This is a genomic window from Pseudomonas sp. FEMGT703P (assembly GCF_002786345.1).
Taxonomy (GTDB): Bacteria; Pseudomonadota; Gammaproteobacteria; order Pseudomonadales; family Pseudomonadaceae; genus Aquipseudomonas; species Aquipseudomonas peli.
Genome location: NZ_PGCM01000010.1, coordinates 220,494 through 241,383, shown reverse-complemented (window position 1 = coordinate 241,383; position 20,890 = coordinate 220,494). Strand labels below are relative to the sequence as shown.

The window sequence follows — 20,890 nt, the reverse complement described above, 5'->3', positions numbered from 1 at the left end:
CATAAAAAAGCCGCCTTAACAGGCGGCTTTTTTGTCGCAACCGAATGCTTACTGCTGCAATTCCTGCTCGGTAAACATATCGCTAAACAACATGCTCGACAGGTAGCGCTCACCGGAGTCCGGCAGGATCACCACGATGGTTTTGCCCTGCATGCCGGGTTCGGCGGCGATACGCAGGGCGGCAGCCATGGCCGCGCCGCAGGAGATACCACAGAGGATGCCCTCTTCGCGCATCAGGCGCAGGGCTACAGCCTTGGCGTCGTCATCCGTCACCAGTTCAACCCGGTCGACCATGGCCAGGTCGAGGTTGCCAGGAACAAAGCCAGCGCCTATGCCCTGGATCTTGTGCGGGCTGGGTTTGACTTCATCACCCGCGATGGTCTGGGTGATGACCGGCGAGCCAATCGGCTCGACCGCTACCGATAGAATCGGCTTGCCCTGGGTCTTTTTGATGTAGCGCGAAATACCGGTGATGGTGCCGCCAGTACCGACGCCAGCAACCAGCACGTCAATCGCGCCATCAGTGTCGTTCCAGATTTCCGGGCCAGTGGTCTTTTCATGGATCGCCGGGTTGGCCGGGTTGTTGAACTGCTGCGGCATAAAGTAGGTGGCACTGTCAGAGGCAGCAATTTCCGCAGCCTTCTCGATAGCGCCCTTCATGCCCTTGGCTGGCTCGGTCAGCACTAGCTCAGCACCCAGAGCCTTGAGCACCTTGCGCCGCTCCAGGCTCATCGACGCAGGCATGGTCAGCAGCAGTTTGTAACCGCGCGCCGCAGCCACAAAGGCCAGACCAATGCCGGTATTACCCGAGGTTGGCTCGACAATCGTCATGCCAGGCTTGAGCACGCCGCGCTCCTCGGCATCCCAGATCATGCTGGCGCCAATGCGGCACTTTACCGAGTAAGCGGGGTTACGCCCTTCGATCTTGGCCAGAATGGTTACGCCCTCTGGGCCCAAACGATTGATCCGAACCAGCGGGGTGTTACCGATGGCTTGTGCGTTATCTGCGAAGATGCGGCTCATGGCGAGGTCCTTGTTCATGCGTTACCGAGTAAGCTCCCAAGCCTAAGGCCCGTTCGTGTAGCAGTCCAGCCATGTACACAGCTCGGCGGAAACCTATTGTGATTGGATAAGTCTGTTTCTGTATGAGAAAGCGCTACGCACTGCCCCTCTGGACTCTGCTCACCCTGGCCATCGCCCTGCTGGCCCTGCATATCGCCCTGCCCTGGCTGCTGCGCGATTACCTGAATAACCAGCTGGCGAATATGGGCGATTACCGTGGGCAGATCAGCGACATCGACCTGGCGTTATGGCGCGGGGCTTACCAGATCAACGGCCTGAATATCGTCAAACTCAATGGCCAGGTACCGGTGCCGCTGCTCGAAGCCCCGGTCATCGACCTGGCCGTCAGCTGGCGCGAGTTGTGGAATAACCGCTCGATAGTCGCCGAAGTGGCCTTCGAGCGGCCACAGCTGACCTTTGTTGACGGTGGTAACGCCGCCAATTCACAGACCGGTGAAGGCGTCGACTGGCGCGCCCAACTCAGGGGCCTGCTGCCGATTCACATCAACGAAATCCGCGTGATTGATGGCACCCTGGCCTTTCGCAACTTCACCGCCGAGCCGCCGGTCGACCTGCAGGCCAGCGAGATCAATGGCAGCATCCTCAACCTGAGCAACGTCAGCGTCGCAGACAATACGCGTCCCGCCAGCCTGCAGGCCACCGCCAAGGTGTTCGAGCAAGCCCCCGTGCAAGCCAGTGCCAATTTCGACCCGCTCGGCCAACTGGATGACTTCGATCTTCAACTGCGCATCACCGATATCCAGCTCAAGCAGCTCAACAGCTTTACCCGCGCCTATGCCGACTTCGACTTTGCCGCCGGCCAAGGCGATTTCGTCATGGAGCTGGATGCCCGCCAAGGCAAGCTCAAGGGCTACGCCAAACCGCTGCTGCGCAACATGGAAGTCTTCGACTGGCAGCAGGATGTCGCGGCCAAGGACAAGAACCTGCTCACCGGCGCCTGGGAAGCCCTGGTCGGCGGCGGCAGCTGGCTGCTGAAAAACCAGCGTAAAGACCAGTTCGCCACTCGGGTGAACATTGAAGGTGACCTCAAAACCTATGACATCAGCCGCTGGCAGGCGTTTAAAGCGATCCTGCGCAACGCCTTTGTACGCGCCTTCAGCAGCCGCTTTGATAACCAGGAACAGCAACAGTAGCCAGGTGACCCGCCATTCAGTGACTGAATAGCCCGTCTACGTTCACAGTCACCGGGGCTGCGCGTTATAGTCCACTTTTCAAATACTGAACCCGCGGGTATGGCCCTGCGCGTTACCGTTCGAGGATTTACCGATGAAGTTCGAAGGCACCCAGTCCTACGTCGCCACCGACGACCTCAAGCTCGCGGTTAATGCCGCCATCACCCTGGAGCGCCCATTGCTGGTCAAGGGTGAGCCGGGCACCGGTAAAACCATGCTGGCCGAACAACTGGCCGAATCCTTTGGCGCGCGCCTGATCACCTGGCACATCAAGTCCACCACCAAGGCTCACCAGGGCCTGTACGAGTACGATGCGGTCAGCCGCCTGCGCGACTCGCAACTGGACAGCGACAAAGTCCACGACGTGCGCAACTACATCAAGAAGGGCAAGCTCTGGGAAGCCTTTGAGTCGCAAGATCGGGTCATCCTGCTGATCGACGAAATCGACAAGGCCGACATCGAGTTCCCCAACGACCTGCTGCAAGAACTCGACAAGATGGAGTTCTACGTTTACGAGACTGACGAGACCATCAAGGCGACTAAACGCCCGATCATCATCATCACCTCGAACAACGAAAAAGAACTGCCGGACGCCTTCCTGCGCCGCTGTTTCTTCCACTACATCGCCTTCCCGGATCGCGCGACCCTGCAGAAGATCGTCGATGTGCACTACCCCAACATCAAGAAGGACCTGGTCGCCGAAGCGCTGGACGTGTTCTTCGACGTGCGCAAAGTGCCGGGCCTGAAGAAGAAGCCGTCCACCAGCGAACTGGTCGACTGGCTGAAACTGCTGATGGCCGACAACATCGGCGAAGCCGTGCTGCGCGAACGTGACCCCACCAAGGCCATCCCGCCTCTGGCCGGTGCTTTGGTAAAGAACGAGCAGGATGTGCAACTGCTTGAGCGCCTGGCCTTTATGAGCCGCCGTGCCAATCGTTAAATAATCGGGCTGCTGCGCGCCTATCGGACGCGCTATCCACGCGGTATAGGGCTTGCGAGCTAGAGCCAGGCAAGGTGAAACCGAGCTCAGCAGCGTAGCGTACTTCAGTACGTGAGCATGTGAAGCGAGGTTTCAACGCCGCAGGCCGACGTGCAGCAGCCCGACCAGAATCAACACATGAGGGTGCAGCCATGCTGCTCAACCTGTTCAATGAAATGCGTGCCGCCAAGGTGCCGGTGTCGGTGCGTGAGCTGCTCGACCTGATCAACGCGTTGAAACACAACGTGGTGTTCGCCGATATGGACGAGTTCTATTTCCTCTCGCGCACCATTCTGGTGAAGGACGAGCGGCATTTCGACAAGTTCGACCGCGCGTTCGGGGCCTACTTCAAGGGCCTGGAAAACCTTAATCAGCATATCGAGGCGTTGATCCCCGATGAATGGCTGCGCAAGGAGTTCGAGCGTTCGCTGACCGATGAAGAGCGCGCCAAGATCGAATCCCTCGGCGGCCTGGACAAGCTGATCGAGGAATTCAAGAAGCGCCTCGAAGAGCAGAAGGAACGCCACGAAGGCGGCAACAAGTGGATCGGCACCGGCGGCACCAGCCCATTCGGCTCCGGCGGCTTCAACCCGGAAGGTATCCGCGTGGGTGACGCCGGCAAGCGTCAGGGCAAAGCGGTCAAGGTCTGGGATCAGCGCGAGTACAAGAACTTAGACGATCAGGTCGAGCTGGGTACGCGCAATATCAAGGTGGCCCTGCGCCGCTTACGCAAGTTTGCGCGCCAGGGTGCTGAAGACGAACTTGATCTCAGCGGCACCATCGACCACACCGCCAAAGATGGCGGCCTGCTGAATATCCAGATGCGCCCGGAACGGCGCAATGCGGTGAAGCTGCTGATCCTGTTCGACATCGGCGGCTCGATGGACGCTCACGTCAAGGTCTGCGAAGAGCTGTTCAGCGCCTGTAAAACCGAGTTCAAGCATATGGAGTATTTCTACTTCCATAACTGCGTGTACGAGTCGGTGTGGAAGAACAACCTGCGTCGTACCTCTGAGCGCTTCTCCACCCAGGATCTGCTGCACAAATACGGCGCGGATTACAAAGTGGTGTTCGTTGGCGATGCAGCCATGGCCCCTTATGAAATCACCCAGGCCGGCGGCAGCGTCGAGCACTGGAACGAGGAGCCGGGCTACGTCTGGATCAAGCGCTTTATGGAAAAGTACAAGAAGCTTATCTGGATCAACCCCTACCCCAAGGACACCTGGAGCTACACAGCCTCGACCAACATCATGCGCGAGCTGTTGGAAGACCAGATGTACCCGCTAACCCTGCAGGGCTTAGAAGACGGGATGAAGTTTCTTTCCAAGTAAACCAAACGGGCCCAGCAGGGCCCGTTGTTCTTTAAGACGCGTTAACTGGGACTGGTATCGCTGCCTGTCAGGCAATCGACCAGTGCCGCAGCAAACCCCGACAACAACTCGCGCTTGCGTACACAAACCTTCAAATCGCGCTGCGCCCAGGGTTCTTCCAGCTCAATCACCGCCAACTGCGCGCCAGCGGTTACCGCACTGCGCGGCACCAGGCCGATGCCAACGCCTGCACTGACCATGCGGCACACCGCCTCAAAGCTGCGCACTTGAATCCGCACCTCGAGGTGCCGCCCCAATGCGGCGGCTGCGTTCATGGTAAAGGTGTGGATCGCCGAGCCCGAATGCAGCATGACAAAGGGGTAATCCAGCACTTGTGCAAACAGGCTGCTGACGTGCGCAGCGAGCGGATGATCGACCGGGGCAATCAGCACCAACCGATCGGCCCGGTACGGGATAAGTTCAACCTCCGCGTCCGCAATCGTCCCCGCCACCACGCCGACCTCCACCTCGCCGCGCGCCACGGCCATCAGCACCTGCGGGCTGGTGTGCTCTTCCAGCGAAATACTGACCTGCGGATGACGCTGCAAAAAGCTCGAAAGGCTGTCGGGCAGAAAGGTATGGGTGGCGTGGGTGTTTGCCCACAGGCTCACATGGCCGCGTACGCCTTTGGCGTAGGGCGTAAGGTCAGCATGCATCTGTTCGAGCTGGGCAAACACCTGGCGCGCATGGCGCAGCAGCGCCTCGCCGGCCCGGGTCAGCCTGACGCCGCGCGGTTCGCGGAGCAGCAGCGGCGTGCCAATCGACTCCTCCAGCACGCGCATGCGATGGCTGGCCGAAGACGCGGCCAAATGCACGCGCTCGGCACCGCGGGTTAAATTCTTTGCTTCGGCAATCGCAACAAACAGACGCAGATCAATCAGGTCGTAATGCATAGCGTTAGTTAAATCCGAACGATTACTTATGAAAAAGCCAATTCCATAGCGATTCTAACCCCATCATCATTCGGCTCAGCACAACTCTTTAAGGATTACCCACATGCCATGGAAAACCTGGTCTGCTGAACGATTGGGCATTGCACTCGCGGTGCTCGCCGCCTTCGGTTTCTCGTTCAAGGCGATCTTCGTCAAGCTGGCCTATGCCGCTGCGCCCGTGGATGCGGTCACCCTGCTGACGCTGCGCATGAGTTTTGCCCTGCCTATCGCGTTGTGGGCCACGCTGTGGCTGTGTCGCGCAGCGCCGCCGCTCACGCGCAAAGACTGGGGCATGCTGATTGCCTTGGGGCTGCTCGGTTACTACGGGGCCAGCATTCTTGATTTTATTGGCCTGCAGTACATCTCGGCGGCGCTGGAGCGGTTGATTCTGTTTATCTACCCAACCATGACCGTGCTGATTGGCGTGCTGTTTCTGGGTAAGCGTCTGGAGAAACGCCAGATTGCTGCGCTGCTGCTGACCTACGCGGGCATCGGCCTGGCGTTCGCCCACGATCTGCAAGTAGCGGAGGACCTGCATACGGTTCTGATCGGCGCCGCCTTTATCTTCGGTTCTGCACTGTCCTACGCGCTTTACAGCTCGGGGGCCGAGGTGGCCATTCACCGGCTGGGCACCATCCGCTTTGCTGCCCTGGCGATTATCGTGTCCACCTTTGCCACGCAGATTCACTTCCTTGCCACGCAACCGTTTTCTGCACTGCAGCAGCCGATGGAGGTGTATGCGTACAGCGCGGCGATGGCGATTTTCTCCACCGTGCTGCCGATATTCTGGCAATCGGCTGCACTGCGCCTGATTGGCTCGGCGCGTACCGTGCTGATTGGCACGCTGGGGCCGATCCTGACGATTGTCTTCGCCTGGATGCTGTTATCGGAGCCGGTGTCGGTTGCCCAGCTGGCAGGTGCCGGACTGGTGCTGGCGGGGGTGTTGTTGGTGTCGCGGCGTAAAACAGTGTCCGTTCAGCCCGCACCTACTGCCGAGGATGCTCACGCTAACAAGCAGGCACTCGCCACACCGGCGTCACCTGTTAAGTAGGTTTAGAAGCGGCAGAAACATCAAGGGCTCTTACGAGCCCTTGATGTGATCCAACTTAACGCCAGTGCCGCTGCTGCACCTTCTGACTGCGGCCCGCACCAAACAGCATGCCGACCAGCAGCGCCAGGCTTTCCAGCAGCCAGGCCAGCAACATGGCGCAGGCAATGCCCCAGGCGATGGCCTCGGGGGCCAGCAGCACCTGGTAGCGGTAAGCGGCGAAGGTTTCTTCCAGCAACTCATGGTCTGCGGCGGTAGCCAGATGCCAGACCTGACCGTACCAGGGCCCTTGCATGGCCTTGGATTCGCGCTCAAGGAATGCCGAACGCTCGACCAGGGTGCCCAAACTCTGCGCATCGCTGCGCATCACGGGGTCAGCGCTGGCTTGGTAATGGCCAACCAACGCGACCAGATCCCCCTTGAAAAAGCGCTTTGCAGTCTCCCGAAAGCCTTTAAGCCCTTGCTCGGATTCAATCCGATGGGCTTCGACACGCTTGCTGTAATCGTCGATAAACCCCGGCACCTGCACCCCAACCAGCAACCCCAGAGCAAACAAGGCCAACCGCAGATAGCTTCTAAACATGTCCCCTCCCCCAATTCAGTCCGTTAGGCCTTGTGCCACACATTCACCACCGCGCCACAACCGCCACTCGCCCTGCTGGTAAAGCGTCCAGCTCTCGTTATCGGTCAAGGGTTCTGTGGCTAACACAGTGACCACGTCATTGGGCGTGGTTTCCGCCTGAAAATCCACCTGCATATCGGCATCTTTCAGATGCGCCGGGCCAAACGGCGCCCGCCGGGTGATATGCGCCAGCTTGCTGCTGCAGAAGCTGAACAGCCAGTCGCCATCACTGAGCAGGCAATTGAATACGCCGAGCTGACGATAGCCCGCACAGGCACTGACCAAAGTAGGCAGTAACCGCTCTACCGCAACCGGCTCGGGAAAGGCCTGACGCAGGCGATTGAGCAAATCACAGAAGGCCGCTTCGCTGTCGGTGTCGCCAATCGGCCGGTAGTTATCCAATTGCGGGGCAAAATCGGCCAATTGGCCGTTGTGGGCAAAGCACCAGTTACGCCCCCACATCTCGCGTACGAACGGATGGGTGTTGGCCAGGCAGACGCGGCCGACATTGGCCTGGCGGATATGGCCGATCACCACTTCGCTCTTAATCGGGTAGCGCTGCACCAGCTGCGCTACTTCCGATTCGCTGCTGGCACGCGGATCCTGAAACAGGCGCAGGCCGCGTCCTTCGTAAAAACCGATGCCCCAGCCATCGCGGTGTGGACCAGTACGCCCGCCGCGCTGCATCAGACCGGTAAAGCTGAAGACGATATCGGTCGGCACATTGGCGCTCATGCCCAACAATTCACACATTACGTAACGCCTCGCGCAGCTGCTGCGCTTCAATTGCCAGACGCGCCTCGATGCGTTTGCGCGCCAGCGGCAGAAAACGCGTCAGAGCGCGCCACAGCAACGGCATCACATCGCCGCTGCGTCGTGGAATCAGGTGCAGATGCAGGTGTGGTACATGCTGATTGGAGGTCGGCCCGTCGTTGATCAAGAAATTGATGCCCTGCTCGCCATAGCCGGCCGCTCGCAGGGCTGCAGCCATGCGTTGCGCCAGCTGCAGCAACTGCTCGCTGGCCGCAGAGGAAAGGTCTTTAAGAAACGGCGCGTGTTCGCGGCTGACAATCAGCACATGGGCCGGACGCAGGGGGAAGATATCCAGCAGGACGATAAAGTGCTCGTCCTCATAAATACGCTCGGCAGGCAATTGCTCGGCGGCGATTGCACAGAACACACACGTCATAAGCCTCTCCTTAATCAACAACCCAGCATGCTGAACGGCTGGCTGCGTTGGCACAAGGCCGGCGGCGTCAGGAAGCACCGCCGCGGCTTACAGACGGGGTTCAACTCGCAGACGACGGTCGCCGCGGGCATCGTATCGGGTGTCGCCAAAATCCTGCTCATCACGCGTCATCATTTCACGCAAGGTCGGCTCATCGTCGGCAGCCGGTGCTGGCCCCTTACGTGCCTGCCACCAACGTTCAATGGGCCAGCGCACCGCGACAAACAGCAGATAAAGAGTAAACAGGATCAACGCGTACATGCTCAGGTCCGCCACTGCACGCCAGGCGTTATTGCCCACATCCAGCAACAGGTCCATGGCGGTGATTGCCACCGCAGGGGCGAACTGCTCCTTACCGGGGTCAACCACGGTTGGGCTGAACAGCAACACCAACACCAATACGCGCAGCGGCTCACGCAGGTAGCGCCACATCCAACTGGTCAGGCGAAACCACACCAACAGGCAACCAAGAGCGGCCAGAAGATAGGCGCCCCAGGCAAGCAGGTAGTCGTTTTCAGTCATAAAACACACATTCTCTGGCATTGAAGACCCAGCGGCGCATGCACATAAGCACGTAGATTTCAGCAGCCGACGGTCAAAGTGGCGCTTATGATAACGGCTTTTGCCTGCCTCGGCGTCCCCGCTGTCGGCCGTCATCCACAGGAGTTGTTTCATGCCACACGCCCCCATAGCCCGTGCCGACAACGCTGCAGACCCGTATCGCTGGCTGGAAAACCGTGACAGCGCTGAAGTGCTTGACTACCTCAAGGCGGAAAATACCTACCTGGAACAACAGCTCAGCGACCAACTGGCGCTGCGCGAAACCTTGTTTCAAGAGATCAAAGGGCGCATCCGCGAAACCGACCTGAGCCTGCCGTCGCCCTGGGGGCCGTATCTGTATTACCAGCGCACCACGGCGGGCGACGAATACCCGCGGCATTACCGCTGCCGCAAACCCGCCGATGGCTCGCTGACGGTCGATGAGACCAGCGAACAGCTGCTGCTCGACCCCAACGACCTAGCCAATGGCGGCTTTATCTCCCTCGGCGCTTTCAGCATCAGCCCTGACCATCAGCGCCTGGCCTACAGCTTGGATACCAGCGGCGAGGAAACCTACCAGCTGTTTGTCAAAGAGCTGGCCGAAGACCGCCTGATCGAGCTGCCGTTCGAGGAATGCGACGGCAGCATGACCTGGGCCAATGACAGCCAGACGCTGTTCTTCGTCGAATTGGACGACACCCACCGACCGCACAAACTCTACCGCCACCGCCTTGGTACCAACGCAGCCGAACTGGTATTTCACGAGCCGGACGGACGTTTCTTCCTCAGCTGCTACCGCAGCAGCTCCGAGCGGCAGCTGATCCTGCAACTGGGCAGCAAAACCACCAGCGAAGCCTGGGTGCTGGACGCCGAAACACCGCAAGCCGCGTTCAGCTGCGTGGCCCCGCGCGAAGAGGGTCACGAATACGACGTCGACCACGGCGCTCTGGATGGCCAGTGGCGCTGGTTTATCCGCAGCAACCAGCACGGCATCAACTTCGCGCTGTTTACTGCATGCGACGCAACGCCAAACCGTAGCGATTGGCAATTGCTGCGTGCGCATGATCCCGACGTGATGCTGGAAGGCGTTAGCCTCAATCAGCAAGCGCTGGTGCTGAGTCTGCGAGAAGGCGGTTTACCGATGATCGACGTGCAGCCGCAGGGGCAAGCGGCCTACCGCGTGCAGCTACCGGACGCCGCCTACAGCCTGTATGTGCAGGACAGCCTGGAATTCGACAGCCCCGCCATTCGCCTGCGCTATGAAGCGCTCAATCGCCCGGCGCAGGTGCGTCAGCTGGAACTGGCTACCGGCGCGCAAGTGGTGCTCAAGCAAACCCCGGTGCTTGGGCCGTTCGATGCCGACGACTATGTCAGCCAGCGCCTGTGGGCCACTGCCGCCGATGGCAGCCAGGTACCGATCAGCCTAGTGGCCAAACGCGAGGTGCTCGGCACCTCTGCCCCGCTCTATCTGTATGGCTACGGCGCTTATGGCGAAAGCCTCGACCCTTGGTTCTCCCATGCGCGCCTAAGCCTGCTGGAGCGCGGCTTCGTATTCGCCATCGCCCATGTACGTGGCGGCGGCGAGCTGGGTGAAGCCTGGTACCGCGCAGGTAAACTGGAGCACAAGCAGAACTCGTTCGGTGACTTTATCGCCTGCGCCGAACACCTGATCAGCACCGGCTATACCAGCGCGCAGCAACTGGTGATCAGCGGCGGCAGCGCCGGCGGTCTGCTGATGGGCGCAGTGCTCAACCAGCGTCCCGAGTTGTTCGCCGCCGCTATAGCTGAAGTACCGTTTGTCGATGTGCTCAACACCATGCAGAACCCCGATCTGCCGCTGACCGTCACCGAGTACGACGAATGGGGCGATCCTAACCAGCCCGAGGTGTTCGAGCGGATCAAAGCCTATGCGCCCTACGAAAACGTCCAGGCTCAGGCCTACCCGGCGATTCTCGCGGTAGCCGGTTACAACGACAGCCGCGTGCAGTACTGGGAAGCCGCCAAATGGGTGGCCAAGCTGCGCGCACAGAAAACCGACCTCAACCTGTTACTGCTGAAAACTGAACTGGACGCCGGCCATGGCGGCATGAGCGGTCGCTACCAAGCGCTCAAAGATGTCGCCCTGGAATACGCCTTTATTCTCAAGGTACTCGGCCTGGTTTGACTCGCCACCACCGCGCTGCCGCCTGCTGTCCGGCGGTTAAGCCGCGCGACACACGCTCAGAGTCATTCGCACTAAACAGCGGACGTTTAGCGCGAAAAAATACTTGACCGGTCATGCAGATTTAACCGGCCTGACGTACAAGTTCAACTACGCTGAATTGCACGCTGGCTTACTGCCATCCCCCTCATTTCGCTGCCTGCTCACCATGGACGGTCTGTGATGAAAAACTGGAAGATCAGAACCCACTTATTCCTGCTCGCCGGCTGCCTACTGCTGGGTTTGCTCTGTGTTGGTGGTCTGGGTTTGTATGGTTTGCAGGCCACCGTCAAGGGGCTACAAACGGTGTATCTAGACCGCGTGGTGCCGCTGCGCGACCTCAAACTGATTGCCGACCTCTACGCGGTCAATATCGTTGACGCGACCCACAAGGCGCACAGTGGCGAACTGGATGAAAAAACGGCGCAACGGTTGATTGAAGAGGCCCAGGTGCGAATTGAGGACACCTGGAAAGCGTACTTGGCCACCGAACTGATCCGCGAAGAAAGTCAGCTGATTGAGCAAATCAACCCACTGATGGAACAGGCACGGCAACCACTCAATGAGCTACAGAACCTGCTTAACCGTGGTGATAAAGCGGGCATTGATGCCTTTGCCAGCCAACGTCTTTATCCATTGATCGACCCACTCTCTGAGAAATTCGCCGAGCTGATCGATGTGCAACTGCTCGAAGCCAAGCGCCAGTACCAACTGGGTGAGGCCGCTTATGCGAGCAACCTCAAACTGAGCATCAGTGTGCTGCTGATTGCGCTGTTGATTGGTCTGGCCCAGGTCATTTATTTCATCCGCTTGATGAGCCAGCAACTGGGCGCCGAGCCCGGTGAGCTGGAAGAAATCAGCGCACGGATTGCCGAAGGTCGTCTTGGCGGCGGTAAGAGCTTGGGTAACCAGGTGATGACCGGCGTGATGAAATCGGTGCAGAGCATGCGCCGCGGCCTGCAGGATATGATCGGTAATATCGGCGAAGCCTCCGAACAAATCGAATGCGCCACCCTGCAACTGGCCGCCTCCTCCGAGCAGGTGCTGACCAGCGCCAATGTGCAGAGCGACACCGCTTCGGCCATGGCCGCCACCGTCGAGCAACTGGCGGTGAGCATCAACCACATCGCCGAAAACGCCCAGCAAACCTACGACATGGCCAAGAAAGCCGGTGACATGACCGATGCCGGCATTGCTGTCATGGCCCGCGCCACCACAGAAATGCACAAAATCGCCGAGCTGGTTGCTGAGAGCGCGCAGGATGTCGAAACCTTGGCCGCACAATCGCGCAATATCACCGCCATTGTCGACGTAATCCGCGGCATTGCTGAGCAAACCAACCTGCTTGCCCTGAACGCCGCTATCGAAGCGGCACGTGCCGGTGAGCAAGGCCGCGGCTTTGCCGTGGTCGCCGATGAAGTGCGCAGCCTGGCCGGGCGTACCGCACACTCCACCACGGAAATCATCGCCCTGGTCGATGCCATTCACAGCGGTATGCACAAAGCAAAAATCAGCATGGCCGCTGGCTGTGAACGAGTAAGCATTGGTACGCAGTTGGTCGATCAGGCAGGCAATTCGATGACGGGCATTCGCCTGGCGCTGAATGAATCATTGCAAGCCGTCAGTGTGATCTCGCTGTCACTGCAAGAACAACGTGCGGCCAGCGAGCAAGTGGCCATGAACGTGGAGCTGGTGGCGCAAATTGTTGAAGAAAACTCTGCGGCACAAGGCGGTATTGTTCAGGCTATCCAGTCCCTGCAGGCCATGTCCGGGCGACTGCAGGGTGTGATGCGGCGCTTCAGTTTCTAACCGGCATGGCGACTCGGCGGCACGTATCAGGTATCGCTGGCAGGTACGTTGGCGGGCGACCAAGGTCAATTTGTTCGACCGAAGTTACCCTCCCCCTGCGGCATGTTCGACGGCCTCACGCCCAACGAACTGCTCAGCGCTGCCGGCTACTTCAAAGTCAGTAAATGCGCACGGGACGCAAAAATCTGCCGCTTGGACGATCCAGATACCTTTGTGCGCATCATCCACTCGGGGGCGGTTTCGGTTCGCAAAATCAATTCCAACCGCAAAACCATCGAACTGTCTCGGCTGCGCAAGGGTCTCGCGTTTGGCGAGATGGCAGAACTCGACGGTGAGGGCCGCTCGGCCAGTTGCATCGCCGTAAGCGACTGCAGCCTGCTGATGCTGGCCAGGGGCTCACTGGACAAGCAGCAGTTCTAGTCAATCACAACTCACTCGTCGGGCTTCGGCACCGGCTGTGTATTGCGCTCGCGCTGCTGTTGTAACAACGGCACATCCTGATCGCTACGCGGCTGGTTGGATTGTGGCTGCGGCGCTTGCTTGAGCAGCGGCGGATTATTGCGGGCCGGGGCGGGTAAATGCTGCGGCGCCACCTTGGGATAGGGTTGCGGTGTGGCGGTACCAGGGGCACCTGCTGCTGGTTCTGTGCTCGGCATTTTCGGCGGCTGCTGGGCAAGCAGCGAGGTGCTGGCCAGCGTGGTCATCATCAGTAATAGGGTTGTCAGGCGCATGGTGCTATCTCCAAGGGCAGTTATTCTCTTGGGCAGCAACCCTGCAGCTAAGTGCCGCACGGACGGTTCTCACTGACCGCCGGCACGGCTAGACTGATCGCACAGCCCAGCGTACGAGAATCCAGATGAGCAGCGACAAATCCCCCTCCGCCACCGGCAAACTTGACCGCATCCTCGCCGAGGCCCAGCGCTCGCGTGAAGAAGGCTACCGCGACAAGGCGCTGAAGATGTACCCACACGTCTGCGGCCGCTGCGCCCGCGAGTTCTCCGGCAAGCGCTTGAGCGAGCTGACCGTGCACCACCGCGACCACAACCACGACAACAACCCGCAGGATGGCTCCAACTGGGAGCTGCTGTGCCTGTACTGCCATGACAACGAACACTCGCGCTACACCGACCAGCAGTATTTCAGCGAAGGTTCGCTGAGCACACCGAAAACTGCCCAGGCGACCCACAACCCCTTCGCCGACCTGGCTGCAAGGCTGAAAAAGCAGTAACGCACGGCTGTCGAAACCCGTTTGCTGACGGTCTAAGGGTTAGTCGTATCGTCAGCAAGCTGCCCCACAGAAAAATCTGCCCGCTGCCATACAGGTATACTCGCGTCTTTTTTGCCGCCCGCCCTCCTTGGCGTGGCGTCAAAAACTCCTCAAAAATTCTGTGCGAGTGCCACCGTGGCCAACAAGAGATACGCCTGCATCGGCCTGTTCAACCCCAAGTCCCCGGAAAACGTCGGCTCAGTGATGCGCGCAGCCGGCTGCTATAGCGCCGCCTCGGTGTTCTACAGCGGTAAACGCTATGCCCGTGCCCGCGACTTCGTCACCGACACGCAGCGTATCTACATGGATATTCCACTGATCGGCGTGGAAGACCTGCAGCAGATTATCCCCATCGGCTGCACGCCGGTCGCCGTGGAGCTGGTCGAAGGCGCACGGCCGCTGCCGCAATACACCCACCCTGACCGCGCCATCTACATCTTCGGCCCCGAAGACGGTTCGCTGAGCAAGGAAGTCCTCGACTGGTGTGAGGACGTAATCTACATCCCCACCCAGGGCTGCATGAACCTCGCCGCCACCGTCAATGTGGTGCTCTACGACCGCATGGCCAAAGGCATCAACACCAAGTCCGGACCAGGGCTCAAGTAGGCCGCAGCCCCGCCGCTACAAGCCCGACTTGAGCCGGCTAAAGGCGCGAGTTAATGCGCGGTTAAACGCCTTGGCGTTGTCGTTCTTGGTGTACAGCTGCGCGCGCACAGCGGCCGGTGGATAGGTGCCGGGGTCAGCGAGGATGGCTGGATCGACCGTGGCATTAGCCGCTGGCACCGCGTTGGCGTAGTAGATGGTGTTGGTGATGGCACCGATGACATCGGGCGCCATCAGGTGATCCATCAACGCCAGGCCCGCCTCTGGGTGCGGCGCATCCTTGGGAATCACCATCGCATCGAACCAGATCAGCGTGCCTTCACGCGGGATGCTGTAGTGCAGGCTGTAGGGCTTGCCCGCCTGCTCAGCCTGGCCAGCGGCAATCGACACATTGCCGTTCCACGACATCGCCAGACAGGTATCGCCGTTGGCCAGGTCAGTGATATTGCGGTCGTTGTCGAAGTAGCGAATCGACGGCCGCACCTTGGCCAGATGGGCTTCGGCCAGTTTCAGGTCGTCCAGGCTCTGCTGGTTGATATCCAGACCCAGGTAGCGGAACGCCGCAGCAAACACCTCATTGGGATCGTTGAGAAAACTCACCCCACAATCGGCAAACTTGGCCACCACCTGCGGATCCAGCAGCATGGCCCAGCTGTCGGTGGGCGCTTCGGCCATGCGCTTGGCGATGGCCTGCTGCTGATAGCCAAAGCCCGTAGTGCCCCACACATACAACCCGGCATAGCGATTACCCGGATCAAACGCGGCCATATGCCTAGTGAACTCCGGATCAAGCCCTTTGAAATGCGGCAATGCAGCTTTATCCAACGGTTGCAGCGCGCCACTTCTGATCGCTCGCTGCAGGTGCTGGCCAGCCGTCAACACCAGGTCGTAGCCGCTGCGCCCGGTCAGCAGCTTGGTTTCGACGGTTTCCAGCGAGTCGAAATGATCGACCACCACCTTGATTCCGGTCTTCTGTTCGAAGCGGCTGAGGGTGTCCGGTGCCAGGTACTCACCCCAGATAAACAGATTGACCTGCTTTGGCGCTTCGGCCGCCAGCGCCTGAACGCTGGCCGCCAGGCCAATCGCGAAGCCCAACAGGCTGACATGCAGTTTCATCGAAGCCTCCTAGGCGCGCTTAGGCGCGGCGTATTGCGGCATGGTGATACAGGCGACGTTGCCGCCACCGAGGAGGATTTCCCGGGAGTTTTCGATACCGATAATCCGTTGCTTGGGGAACAGCTCGGCCAGGGTGGCTTGGGCCACGCGGTCGCAGGGGTCGTTGAACAGTGGCACGACGATGGCCGAGTTGCCGGCGTAGTAGTTGATGTAGGAGGCGCAGATCTGCGTGCCGGCCTGACGGGTGTGGGTGGATTCATCCTGATCCAGGCCTTCGGCTTCTTCGGCCGTCCACTCCAGTACGCGAGGTTGCGGCAATTTGTGGATCTGCAGCTCGCGGCCTTGGGCATCGCGGGTGCTGCGCAAGATGTCGTAAGCCTCCTGGTAGATTTCCCACTGCGGATCATTACGGTCATCGGTCCACTGCATCACCACCACACCGGGGCGGACAAAGCAGGCCAGGTCATCGATATGGCCGTCGGTTTCATCGAACTTGCAGCCGCGCGGCAACCAGATCACCTGCTCGGCACCGAGATAGTCCTGCAGACGGCGAGTCATCTCCTCCTTGCCCAGATGTGCATTACGGTTGCGGTTAAGCAGGCACTGCTCGGTGGTCAGCAGAGTGCGCTGGCCATCGGTCTGGATGCCGCCCATCTCGGCGATAAAGGGTGCGCGGTAGCGGTCGTAACCTTCGATTTCGAGGATTTTCTGCGCGATCTGGTCGTCCTTGTCCCAGGGGTAGTACAAGCCGCCGTCGAGGCCGCCGTAGGCGTTGAACTCGAAATCCACGCCGCGGACTTCACCGCTGTCGTCATTGACCAGAAAGGCCGGGCCGCTATCGCGGAACCAGGTGTCGTTGCAGGTCATCTCCAGCACCCGCACATGCGCCGGCAGCTGACGCCGGGCGTTGGCGTACTGGCTGGCCGAGGCGCACACAGTCACCGGTTCGCTGCTGGCAATTGCCGTGACGATATCCACCCAGACCTTCTGCGCCGGCTTGGCGCCGTTGCGCCATACGTCCGTGCGTTCCGGCCAGCCCAGCCAACAGCCGGCCTTAGGTTCGAATTCGCCGGGCAGACGGAAGCCATCGGCTTTAGGGAGAGAAGTCAGGGAACGCGCCATCGGATGCACCTTATGCCTGTGGGGAAGATGGCCACACAGTACGCGGCGCGTTGGCCGGGCTTCCAACGACGATTATTGCGGAATAGCTGAATTCAATTCATCAGTCAGCCAGGTGATCACCCAGCCAATCTAAGAATTGCGCCACCGCGGGCTTCTCCAGACGAATGCGTTCGCAGACCAGCGCATATTGCCCAAGCGCCGCCACACTGGCGTTGAACGGTCGCACCAGACGGCCGCTGGCCAGGTCTTCTGCGGCCGTGAGGTTATCGCCCATGGCCACGCCCTGCCCTTGCGCCGCCGCTTCCAGCGCCAGACCGGCATGACCCAGGTAAAGATGACGCGCCGGCTGGATATCGCCGGCATGGGTGGTCAGCCAGGCGGTCCAGGTTTTGCCGTCCTGATCATCGTGCAGCAGGCCATGGCGGGCCAGGTCACGCGGATGCTTGAGCCCGCCCTGGTTGAACAGACTGGGGCTGCACACCGGAAAGAACTGCATGGTCGGCAACGGCCGCACAAAGTAGGTACTGGCATCCTCGGGACCGGTGCCGTAGGTGATCGCCAGGTCGATGTCCGGGCTCGGCAGACTGGCTTCCAGCGGCTGTTCGTGCAGATGCAGGGTGATCTGCGGATAGCGGTCGCTGAAGTCGGCCAGACGACTGACCAGCCATTTCTGCGCCAGCTCGGGGGTTACCGCGATACGCAGCACCGCCTGCGAGCCGGGATCGCGCAGCTCGTCACACGCCTCACCAATCAGTTCGAAAGCCTGCTGCAAGCGCTGCAACAAACGCCGTGCGGCAGGCGTCGGTACGACTTGGCGACCTTCGCGGGTAAACAGCGGTGTGCCGAGTTGTTCTTCTAGCTGACGAATCTGATGGCTGACTGCGCTGTCGGTAACGCACAGCTCGGCTGCCGCCCGACCAAAGTGGGCGTGCCGGGCGGCGCACTCGAAGGTGCGCAAGGCGGTGAGGGACGGTAGGCGGCGCATGCGGGGCTCCAGATCGGCAAGTGCGCCGCATGCTTACTCAGGGCGTGGGCTAGCGCAACAGCTTGTTGTCCAGCGTCTTCGAGGCGCTACCCATGACGTTCTCGCTGATCTCGATAAAGTCTTTGGTGCTGGCTTTGTCGAGGCGCATCAGGCCGCGGGTCACGTCATCCAGCGAACGTGGCTGGGTGGTGCCTTTGGTGGCCTGGCGGATTTCCCGATCCAGTTCCTGCAGCAGCAACACCGCGCGGGCGGTGACCGGGCCGCTGGAGTTGTTGGTGCGCAGGCTGTCCACCGGCTTACTCCAGCGAATCAGCTGCTCGCGGATTTTCTGGTAGCGCTCCTCGCTGAGGCCGCCAGCGCGGCGCATCAGCTCAATGGCGTAATACTCGGCCAGGCCTTCGGTGATCCAGTCACTGCGATCACGGGCGCGAATCCGGCTGAACACATGCACCAGCTCATGCACCAGAGAACTGGTGCCGTTCTCACTAACCAATGGACGGTCCGTGTGCATGTAGTAGGAGTTGGCTGCCGACAGGCCGCCGCGCCACATCGGGTCACCGGCGCCGACAATCAGCAGTTTGGCCGGGTCACGCGGGAACACATCCTGAGCATGCGGCCAGATAAAGGTCAGCAGGGTCATCACGTCCATGCGGCGCATGCCCTCGCCCACTGGCGCGGCGATAGCCACATCGGTTTCACCCAATTTGGCGCGGCGCGTGCCGACCTTACCGGCCACCATCCAGCCAGTCGGGCGATCGAACTTGCGCTGTGGGTTGTCGATGCGGAATTTGTTCTTGCCGATACGCGGCCAGCCGGTTTCGACGCTCTTCCAACCCTTGGGCAGGTCGAATTGCAGGCGCGAGACCAGCTCGGTTTTATCTTCCTGGCGCAGCTTGACCGCCGGCACCAGGTCATCGCCGCGCAGCAACGCCCAGTCCGGGGTGATACGCGCATCAAAGCGCCCCGGGCTGCGCTCGTTATTGATGCGCACACGGTAGCTCAGGGTCGACTTGCCTTTGCCCGGCTGCCAGGTGCCCAGCTCAGGGCTATTTTGCGTCCACAGGCCATCGGCCTTGAAATCGCTGTAGGCACCCTGCTTGCCAAGGTTGAAGGCCAGACTGATCACCTGCGCGCCGTCTTCCAAGGTCAGGCTGACCTCGGCCTGCTCAGTGTCTGGCAGAAAGCGCACGTGATAATCCAGATCGACCTTCTTTGCCCATAGTGGCGTGCTCAGGCTCAGCAGAACAACGGACAACAGCAAACGGCGCATCAACATGGCAAAGCTCCACAGTGCAAATCATTGATTCAGGCGAGTTTAGGCTGGCATTTACAGGCGAGGTTCAGCCAGCGCGGAAAATCATGTGGTCTTCCCACTCATCCTCGGCCACGCTGTTCTCGCTGAGCATGCGCCCAGCCTGGGAAATCCGCTGTTTATGCACCTGCTCCGGGTCGCCGCAGACTAGGTGGTGCCAGAGCAGCAGATCCTTGCCTTCGCTAACTAAGCGATAGGCGCAGGTCGGCGGCAGCCACTGGAACTGGTCAGCCTGGGCCGGGGTGAGCTGGATGCAGTCCGCAACGAATTTGCGCCGGTTGCTGTAGTCAGTGCAGCGGCAGGTCTGCAGGTCCAGCAGTTTGCAGGCGATGCGCGTGTAATACACGCTGCCATCGTCCTCATCCTCAAGCTTTTGCAGGCAGCACAGGCCGCAGCCATCGCACAGCGATTCCCACTCGTCCTGATCCAGCTGTTCGAGGGTTTTACGTTTCCAGAAGGGTTCGACTTTGGCGGCCATGGCGAGGGTACGGTGAGGGGTGAAAAGGCCGGCAGTCTAGCGGCTAGGGCTTTAACGGCCAAGGGCGGCGAGCCGAATGGTTAATTAATAACCACGAACAAAGTCCACGTGCCCGCGCAGTGCATGACTGGCCTGCCAGCGCGCCAGGTTATCGACAAACAACTTCACCAATAGATGAGGATCAGTCGGCGCCGAGCTATGCCCGGTAAGCAGCAGACGCGGCGCATCCCATAAGGGATGACCAGCAGGCAGCGGCTCTTCACGGCACACATCAATCACCGCGCCGGCCAGTTGCCCCTGCTCCAGCGCACTGACCAGCGCTTGATCGACGACCGCCACACCGCGTCCGGCATTGATAAACAACGCACTAGGCTTGCAGGCGGCGAACAGCGCCGCGTCATAGATATCGCGAGTGCTCGGTGTATCCGGCAGCAGGTTGATCAGGTAATCGGCCTCACCCACCAGGCTTGGCAGCTCGTCGAGCCCTGCCACCTGACGAAACGGCTGCAGATTGCGCGGACGGCTGGCGATGCCCAGTAGCTCGATGCCGAACGGCGCCAGAAACTGCGCCACGCTCAGGCCAATATCACCGGTGCCGACGATCAGCACCTTGCGCCCGGCCAGGCTGCGCGGCAGACGATTGTCCCAGCGCTGCTCAACCTGAGAGGCCAGTGCAGCAAACAGTTGGCGCTCATGGGCCAGCAGATGGCACAGCACATACTCGGCCATCACCTGACCGAAGATGCCCACGGCGCGGGTTAACGCGTAATCCGTTGGCAAGTCCTTGCCGAGCAGCGGCGTGATGCCCGCCCAGGTCGATTGCAGCCACTGTGGCCGGCTGCCCTGACGCAGCAAAGGCGCGAGCAGATCCGGCTGGCCCAGCCATAGCGGGCAGCTCGCGGCGTATTCGGCCAACTCGGCCGGCTGATCACTGCTGCACAACTCAAGCTCAGGTGCCTGCTGGCGCAGCAACTCGGCATACAGGCCGTGTTCGGCTTCGGCAATCAATACACGCAGTGGGGCA

The 20,890-nt window shown here is 60.3% G+C and carries 22 protein-coding genes; 9 read left to right on the top strand and 13 right to left on the bottom strand.

The annotated features are described in order from the left end of the window. Positions 1-48: 48 nt before the first annotated feature. On the bottom strand, positions 49-1,023 hold the full coding sequence (cysK, locus tag CUR33_RS14745; RefSeq protein ID WP_090253204.1) for a cysteine synthase A: 975 nt from the start codon (positions 1,021-1,023) through the stop codon (positions 49-51). Positions 1,024-1,145: 122 nt separating this feature from the next. Between cysK and CUR33_RS14740 the strand changes: the two genes are divergently transcribed. The 3 genes from CUR33_RS14740 to CUR33_RS14730 all read left to right on the top strand — a co-directional run bounded on the left by CUR33_RS14740 (position 1,146) and on the right by CUR33_RS14730 (position 4,565). Continuing rightward, positions 1,146-2,216: a DUF748 domain-containing protein gene (locus tag CUR33_RS14740; protein ID WP_289240132.1), complete on the top strand. Its 1,071-nt coding sequence runs from the start codon at positions 1,146-1,148 to the stop codon at positions 2,214-2,216. 133 nt (positions 2,217-2,349) lie between these two features. Further along, the gene (locus CUR33_RS14735) at positions 2,350-3,195 is read left to right on the top strand and encodes an AAA family ATPase (protein ID WP_289240131.1); all 846 of its coding nucleotides are present in this window, start codon (positions 2,350-2,352) and stop codon (positions 3,193-3,195) included. A gap of 191 nt (positions 3,196-3,386) precedes the next feature. Further along, on the top strand, positions 3,387-4,565 hold the full coding sequence (locus CUR33_RS14730) for a vWA domain-containing protein (RefSeq protein ID WP_090253197.1): 1,179 nt from the start codon (positions 3,387-3,389) through the stop codon (positions 4,563-4,565). A gap of 41 nt (positions 4,566-4,606) precedes the next feature. On the opposite strand, the gene CUR33_RS14725 is transcribed toward CUR33_RS14730, so the two are convergent. Then, complete coding sequence (locus CUR33_RS14725) at positions 4,607-5,497, bottom strand: LysR substrate-binding domain-containing protein (protein ID WP_090253191.1); 891 nt, start codon at positions 5,495-5,497, stop codon at positions 4,607-4,609. A gap of 103 nt (positions 5,498-5,600) precedes the next feature. Here CUR33_RS14725 and CUR33_RS14720 point away from each other — a divergent pair, with 103 nt between their 5' ends. Continuing rightward, positions 5,601-6,587, top strand: coding sequence for a DMT family transporter (locus CUR33_RS14720; protein WP_289240130.1), 987 nt, complete (start codon positions 5,601-5,603; stop codon positions 6,585-6,587). A 55-nt stretch (positions 6,588-6,642) separates the two neighbouring features. Here the strand turns inward: CUR33_RS14720 and CUR33_RS14715 are convergent, their stop codons facing one another. The 4 genes from CUR33_RS14715 to CUR33_RS14700 form a co-directional block, all read right to left on the bottom strand. After that, entirely contained in the window at positions 6,643-7,167 is a 525-nt protein-coding gene (locus tag CUR33_RS14715; RefSeq protein ID WP_160087311.1) for a DUF2937 family protein, read from the bottom strand. Between the two features lie 15 nt (positions 7,168-7,182). Further along, the gene (locus tag CUR33_RS14710; RefSeq protein ID WP_289240129.1) at positions 7,183-7,959 is read right to left on the bottom strand and encodes a class II glutamine amidotransferase; all 777 of its coding nucleotides are present in this window, start codon (positions 7,957-7,959) and stop codon (positions 7,183-7,185) included. Further along, positions 7,952-8,395, bottom strand: coding sequence for an HIT family protein (locus CUR33_RS14705; RefSeq protein WP_090253181.1), 444 nt, complete (start codon positions 8,393-8,395; stop codon positions 7,952-7,954). Before CUR33_RS14705 ends, CUR33_RS14710 begins: the two co-directional genes overlap by 8 nt. Before the next feature lie 87 nt (positions 8,396-8,482). After that, entirely contained in the window at positions 8,483-8,956 is a 474-nt protein-coding gene (locus CUR33_RS14700) for an MFS transporter (protein ID WP_090253178.1), read from the bottom strand. 151 nt (positions 8,957-9,107) lie between these two features. Here CUR33_RS14700 and CUR33_RS14695 point away from each other — a divergent pair, with 151 nt between their 5' ends. The 3 genes from CUR33_RS14695 to CUR33_RS14685 all read left to right on the top strand — a co-directional run bounded on the left by CUR33_RS14695 (position 9,108) and on the right by CUR33_RS14685 (position 13,403). Next, positions 9,108-11,138, top strand: a complete 2,031-nt coding sequence (locus CUR33_RS14695; protein WP_289240128.1) for a S9 family peptidase — start codon at positions 9,108-9,110, stop codon at positions 11,136-11,138. A gap of 219 nt (positions 11,139-11,357) precedes the next feature. Then, positions 11,358-12,983, top strand: a complete 1,626-nt coding sequence (locus CUR33_RS14690) for a methyl-accepting chemotaxis protein (RefSeq protein ID WP_289240127.1) — start codon at positions 11,358-11,360, stop codon at positions 12,981-12,983. 102 nt (positions 12,984-13,085) lie between these two features. Then, positions 13,086-13,403: a cyclic nucleotide-binding domain-containing protein gene (locus CUR33_RS14685; protein ID WP_289240126.1), complete on the top strand. Its 318-nt coding sequence runs from the start codon at positions 13,086-13,088 to the stop codon at positions 13,401-13,403. 11 nt (positions 13,404-13,414) lie between these two features. Here the strand turns inward: CUR33_RS14685 and CUR33_RS14680 are convergent, their stop codons facing one another. Further along, complete coding sequence (locus CUR33_RS14680; RefSeq protein WP_289240125.1) at positions 13,415-13,714, bottom strand: hypothetical protein; 300 nt, start codon at positions 13,712-13,714, stop codon at positions 13,415-13,417. Between the two features lie 125 nt (positions 13,715-13,839). On the opposite strand from CUR33_RS14680, the gene CUR33_RS14675 reads away from it, so the two are divergent. Next, positions 13,840-14,211, top strand: a complete 372-nt coding sequence (locus tag CUR33_RS14675; protein ID WP_090253165.1) for a YajD family HNH nuclease — start codon at positions 13,840-13,842, stop codon at positions 14,209-14,211. Between the two features lie 174 nt (positions 14,212-14,385). Beyond that, positions 14,386-14,856, top strand: coding sequence for an RNA methyltransferase (locus CUR33_RS14670; protein ID WP_289240124.1), 471 nt, complete (start codon positions 14,386-14,388; stop codon positions 14,854-14,856). A gap of 15 nt (positions 14,857-14,871) precedes the next feature. Here CUR33_RS14670 and CUR33_RS14665 read toward each other — a convergent pair whose 3' ends face one another. From CUR33_RS14665 to CUR33_RS14640, 6 genes are all read right to left on the bottom strand, one after another. After that, the gene (locus CUR33_RS14665; RefSeq protein WP_289240123.1) at positions 14,872-15,969 is read right to left on the bottom strand and encodes an extracellular solute-binding protein; all 1,098 of its coding nucleotides are present in this window, start codon (positions 15,967-15,969) and stop codon (positions 14,872-14,874) included. A 9-nt stretch (positions 15,970-15,978) separates the two neighbouring features. Then, entirely contained in the window at positions 15,979-17,091 is a 1,113-nt protein-coding gene (aguA, locus tag CUR33_RS14660; protein ID WP_289240122.1) for an agmatine deiminase, read from the bottom strand. 100 nt (positions 17,092-17,191) lie between these two features. Beyond that, the gene (locus CUR33_RS14655; protein ID WP_289240121.1) at positions 17,192-18,076 is read right to left on the bottom strand and encodes a LysR substrate-binding domain-containing protein; all 885 of its coding nucleotides are present in this window, start codon (positions 18,074-18,076) and stop codon (positions 17,192-17,194) included. A 49-nt stretch (positions 18,077-18,125) separates the two neighbouring features. Next, a complete protein-coding gene (locus CUR33_RS14650) occupies positions 18,126-19,352 on the bottom strand; it encodes a hypothetical protein (RefSeq protein WP_289240120.1) in 1,227 nt (408 codons plus the stop codon). Between the two features lie 64 nt (positions 19,353-19,416). Then, positions 19,417-19,866 (bottom strand): YcgN family cysteine cluster protein, encoded by a 450-nt coding sequence (locus CUR33_RS14645; protein ID WP_160087331.1) that lies wholly within the window; start codon positions 19,864-19,866, stop codon positions 19,417-19,419. Between the two features lie 84 nt (positions 19,867-19,950). Continuing rightward, a complete protein-coding gene (locus CUR33_RS14640) occupies positions 19,951-20,883 on the bottom strand; it encodes a D-2-hydroxyacid dehydrogenase (protein WP_289240375.1) in 933 nt (310 codons plus the stop codon). Positions 20,884-20,890: the final 7 nt, after the last annotated feature.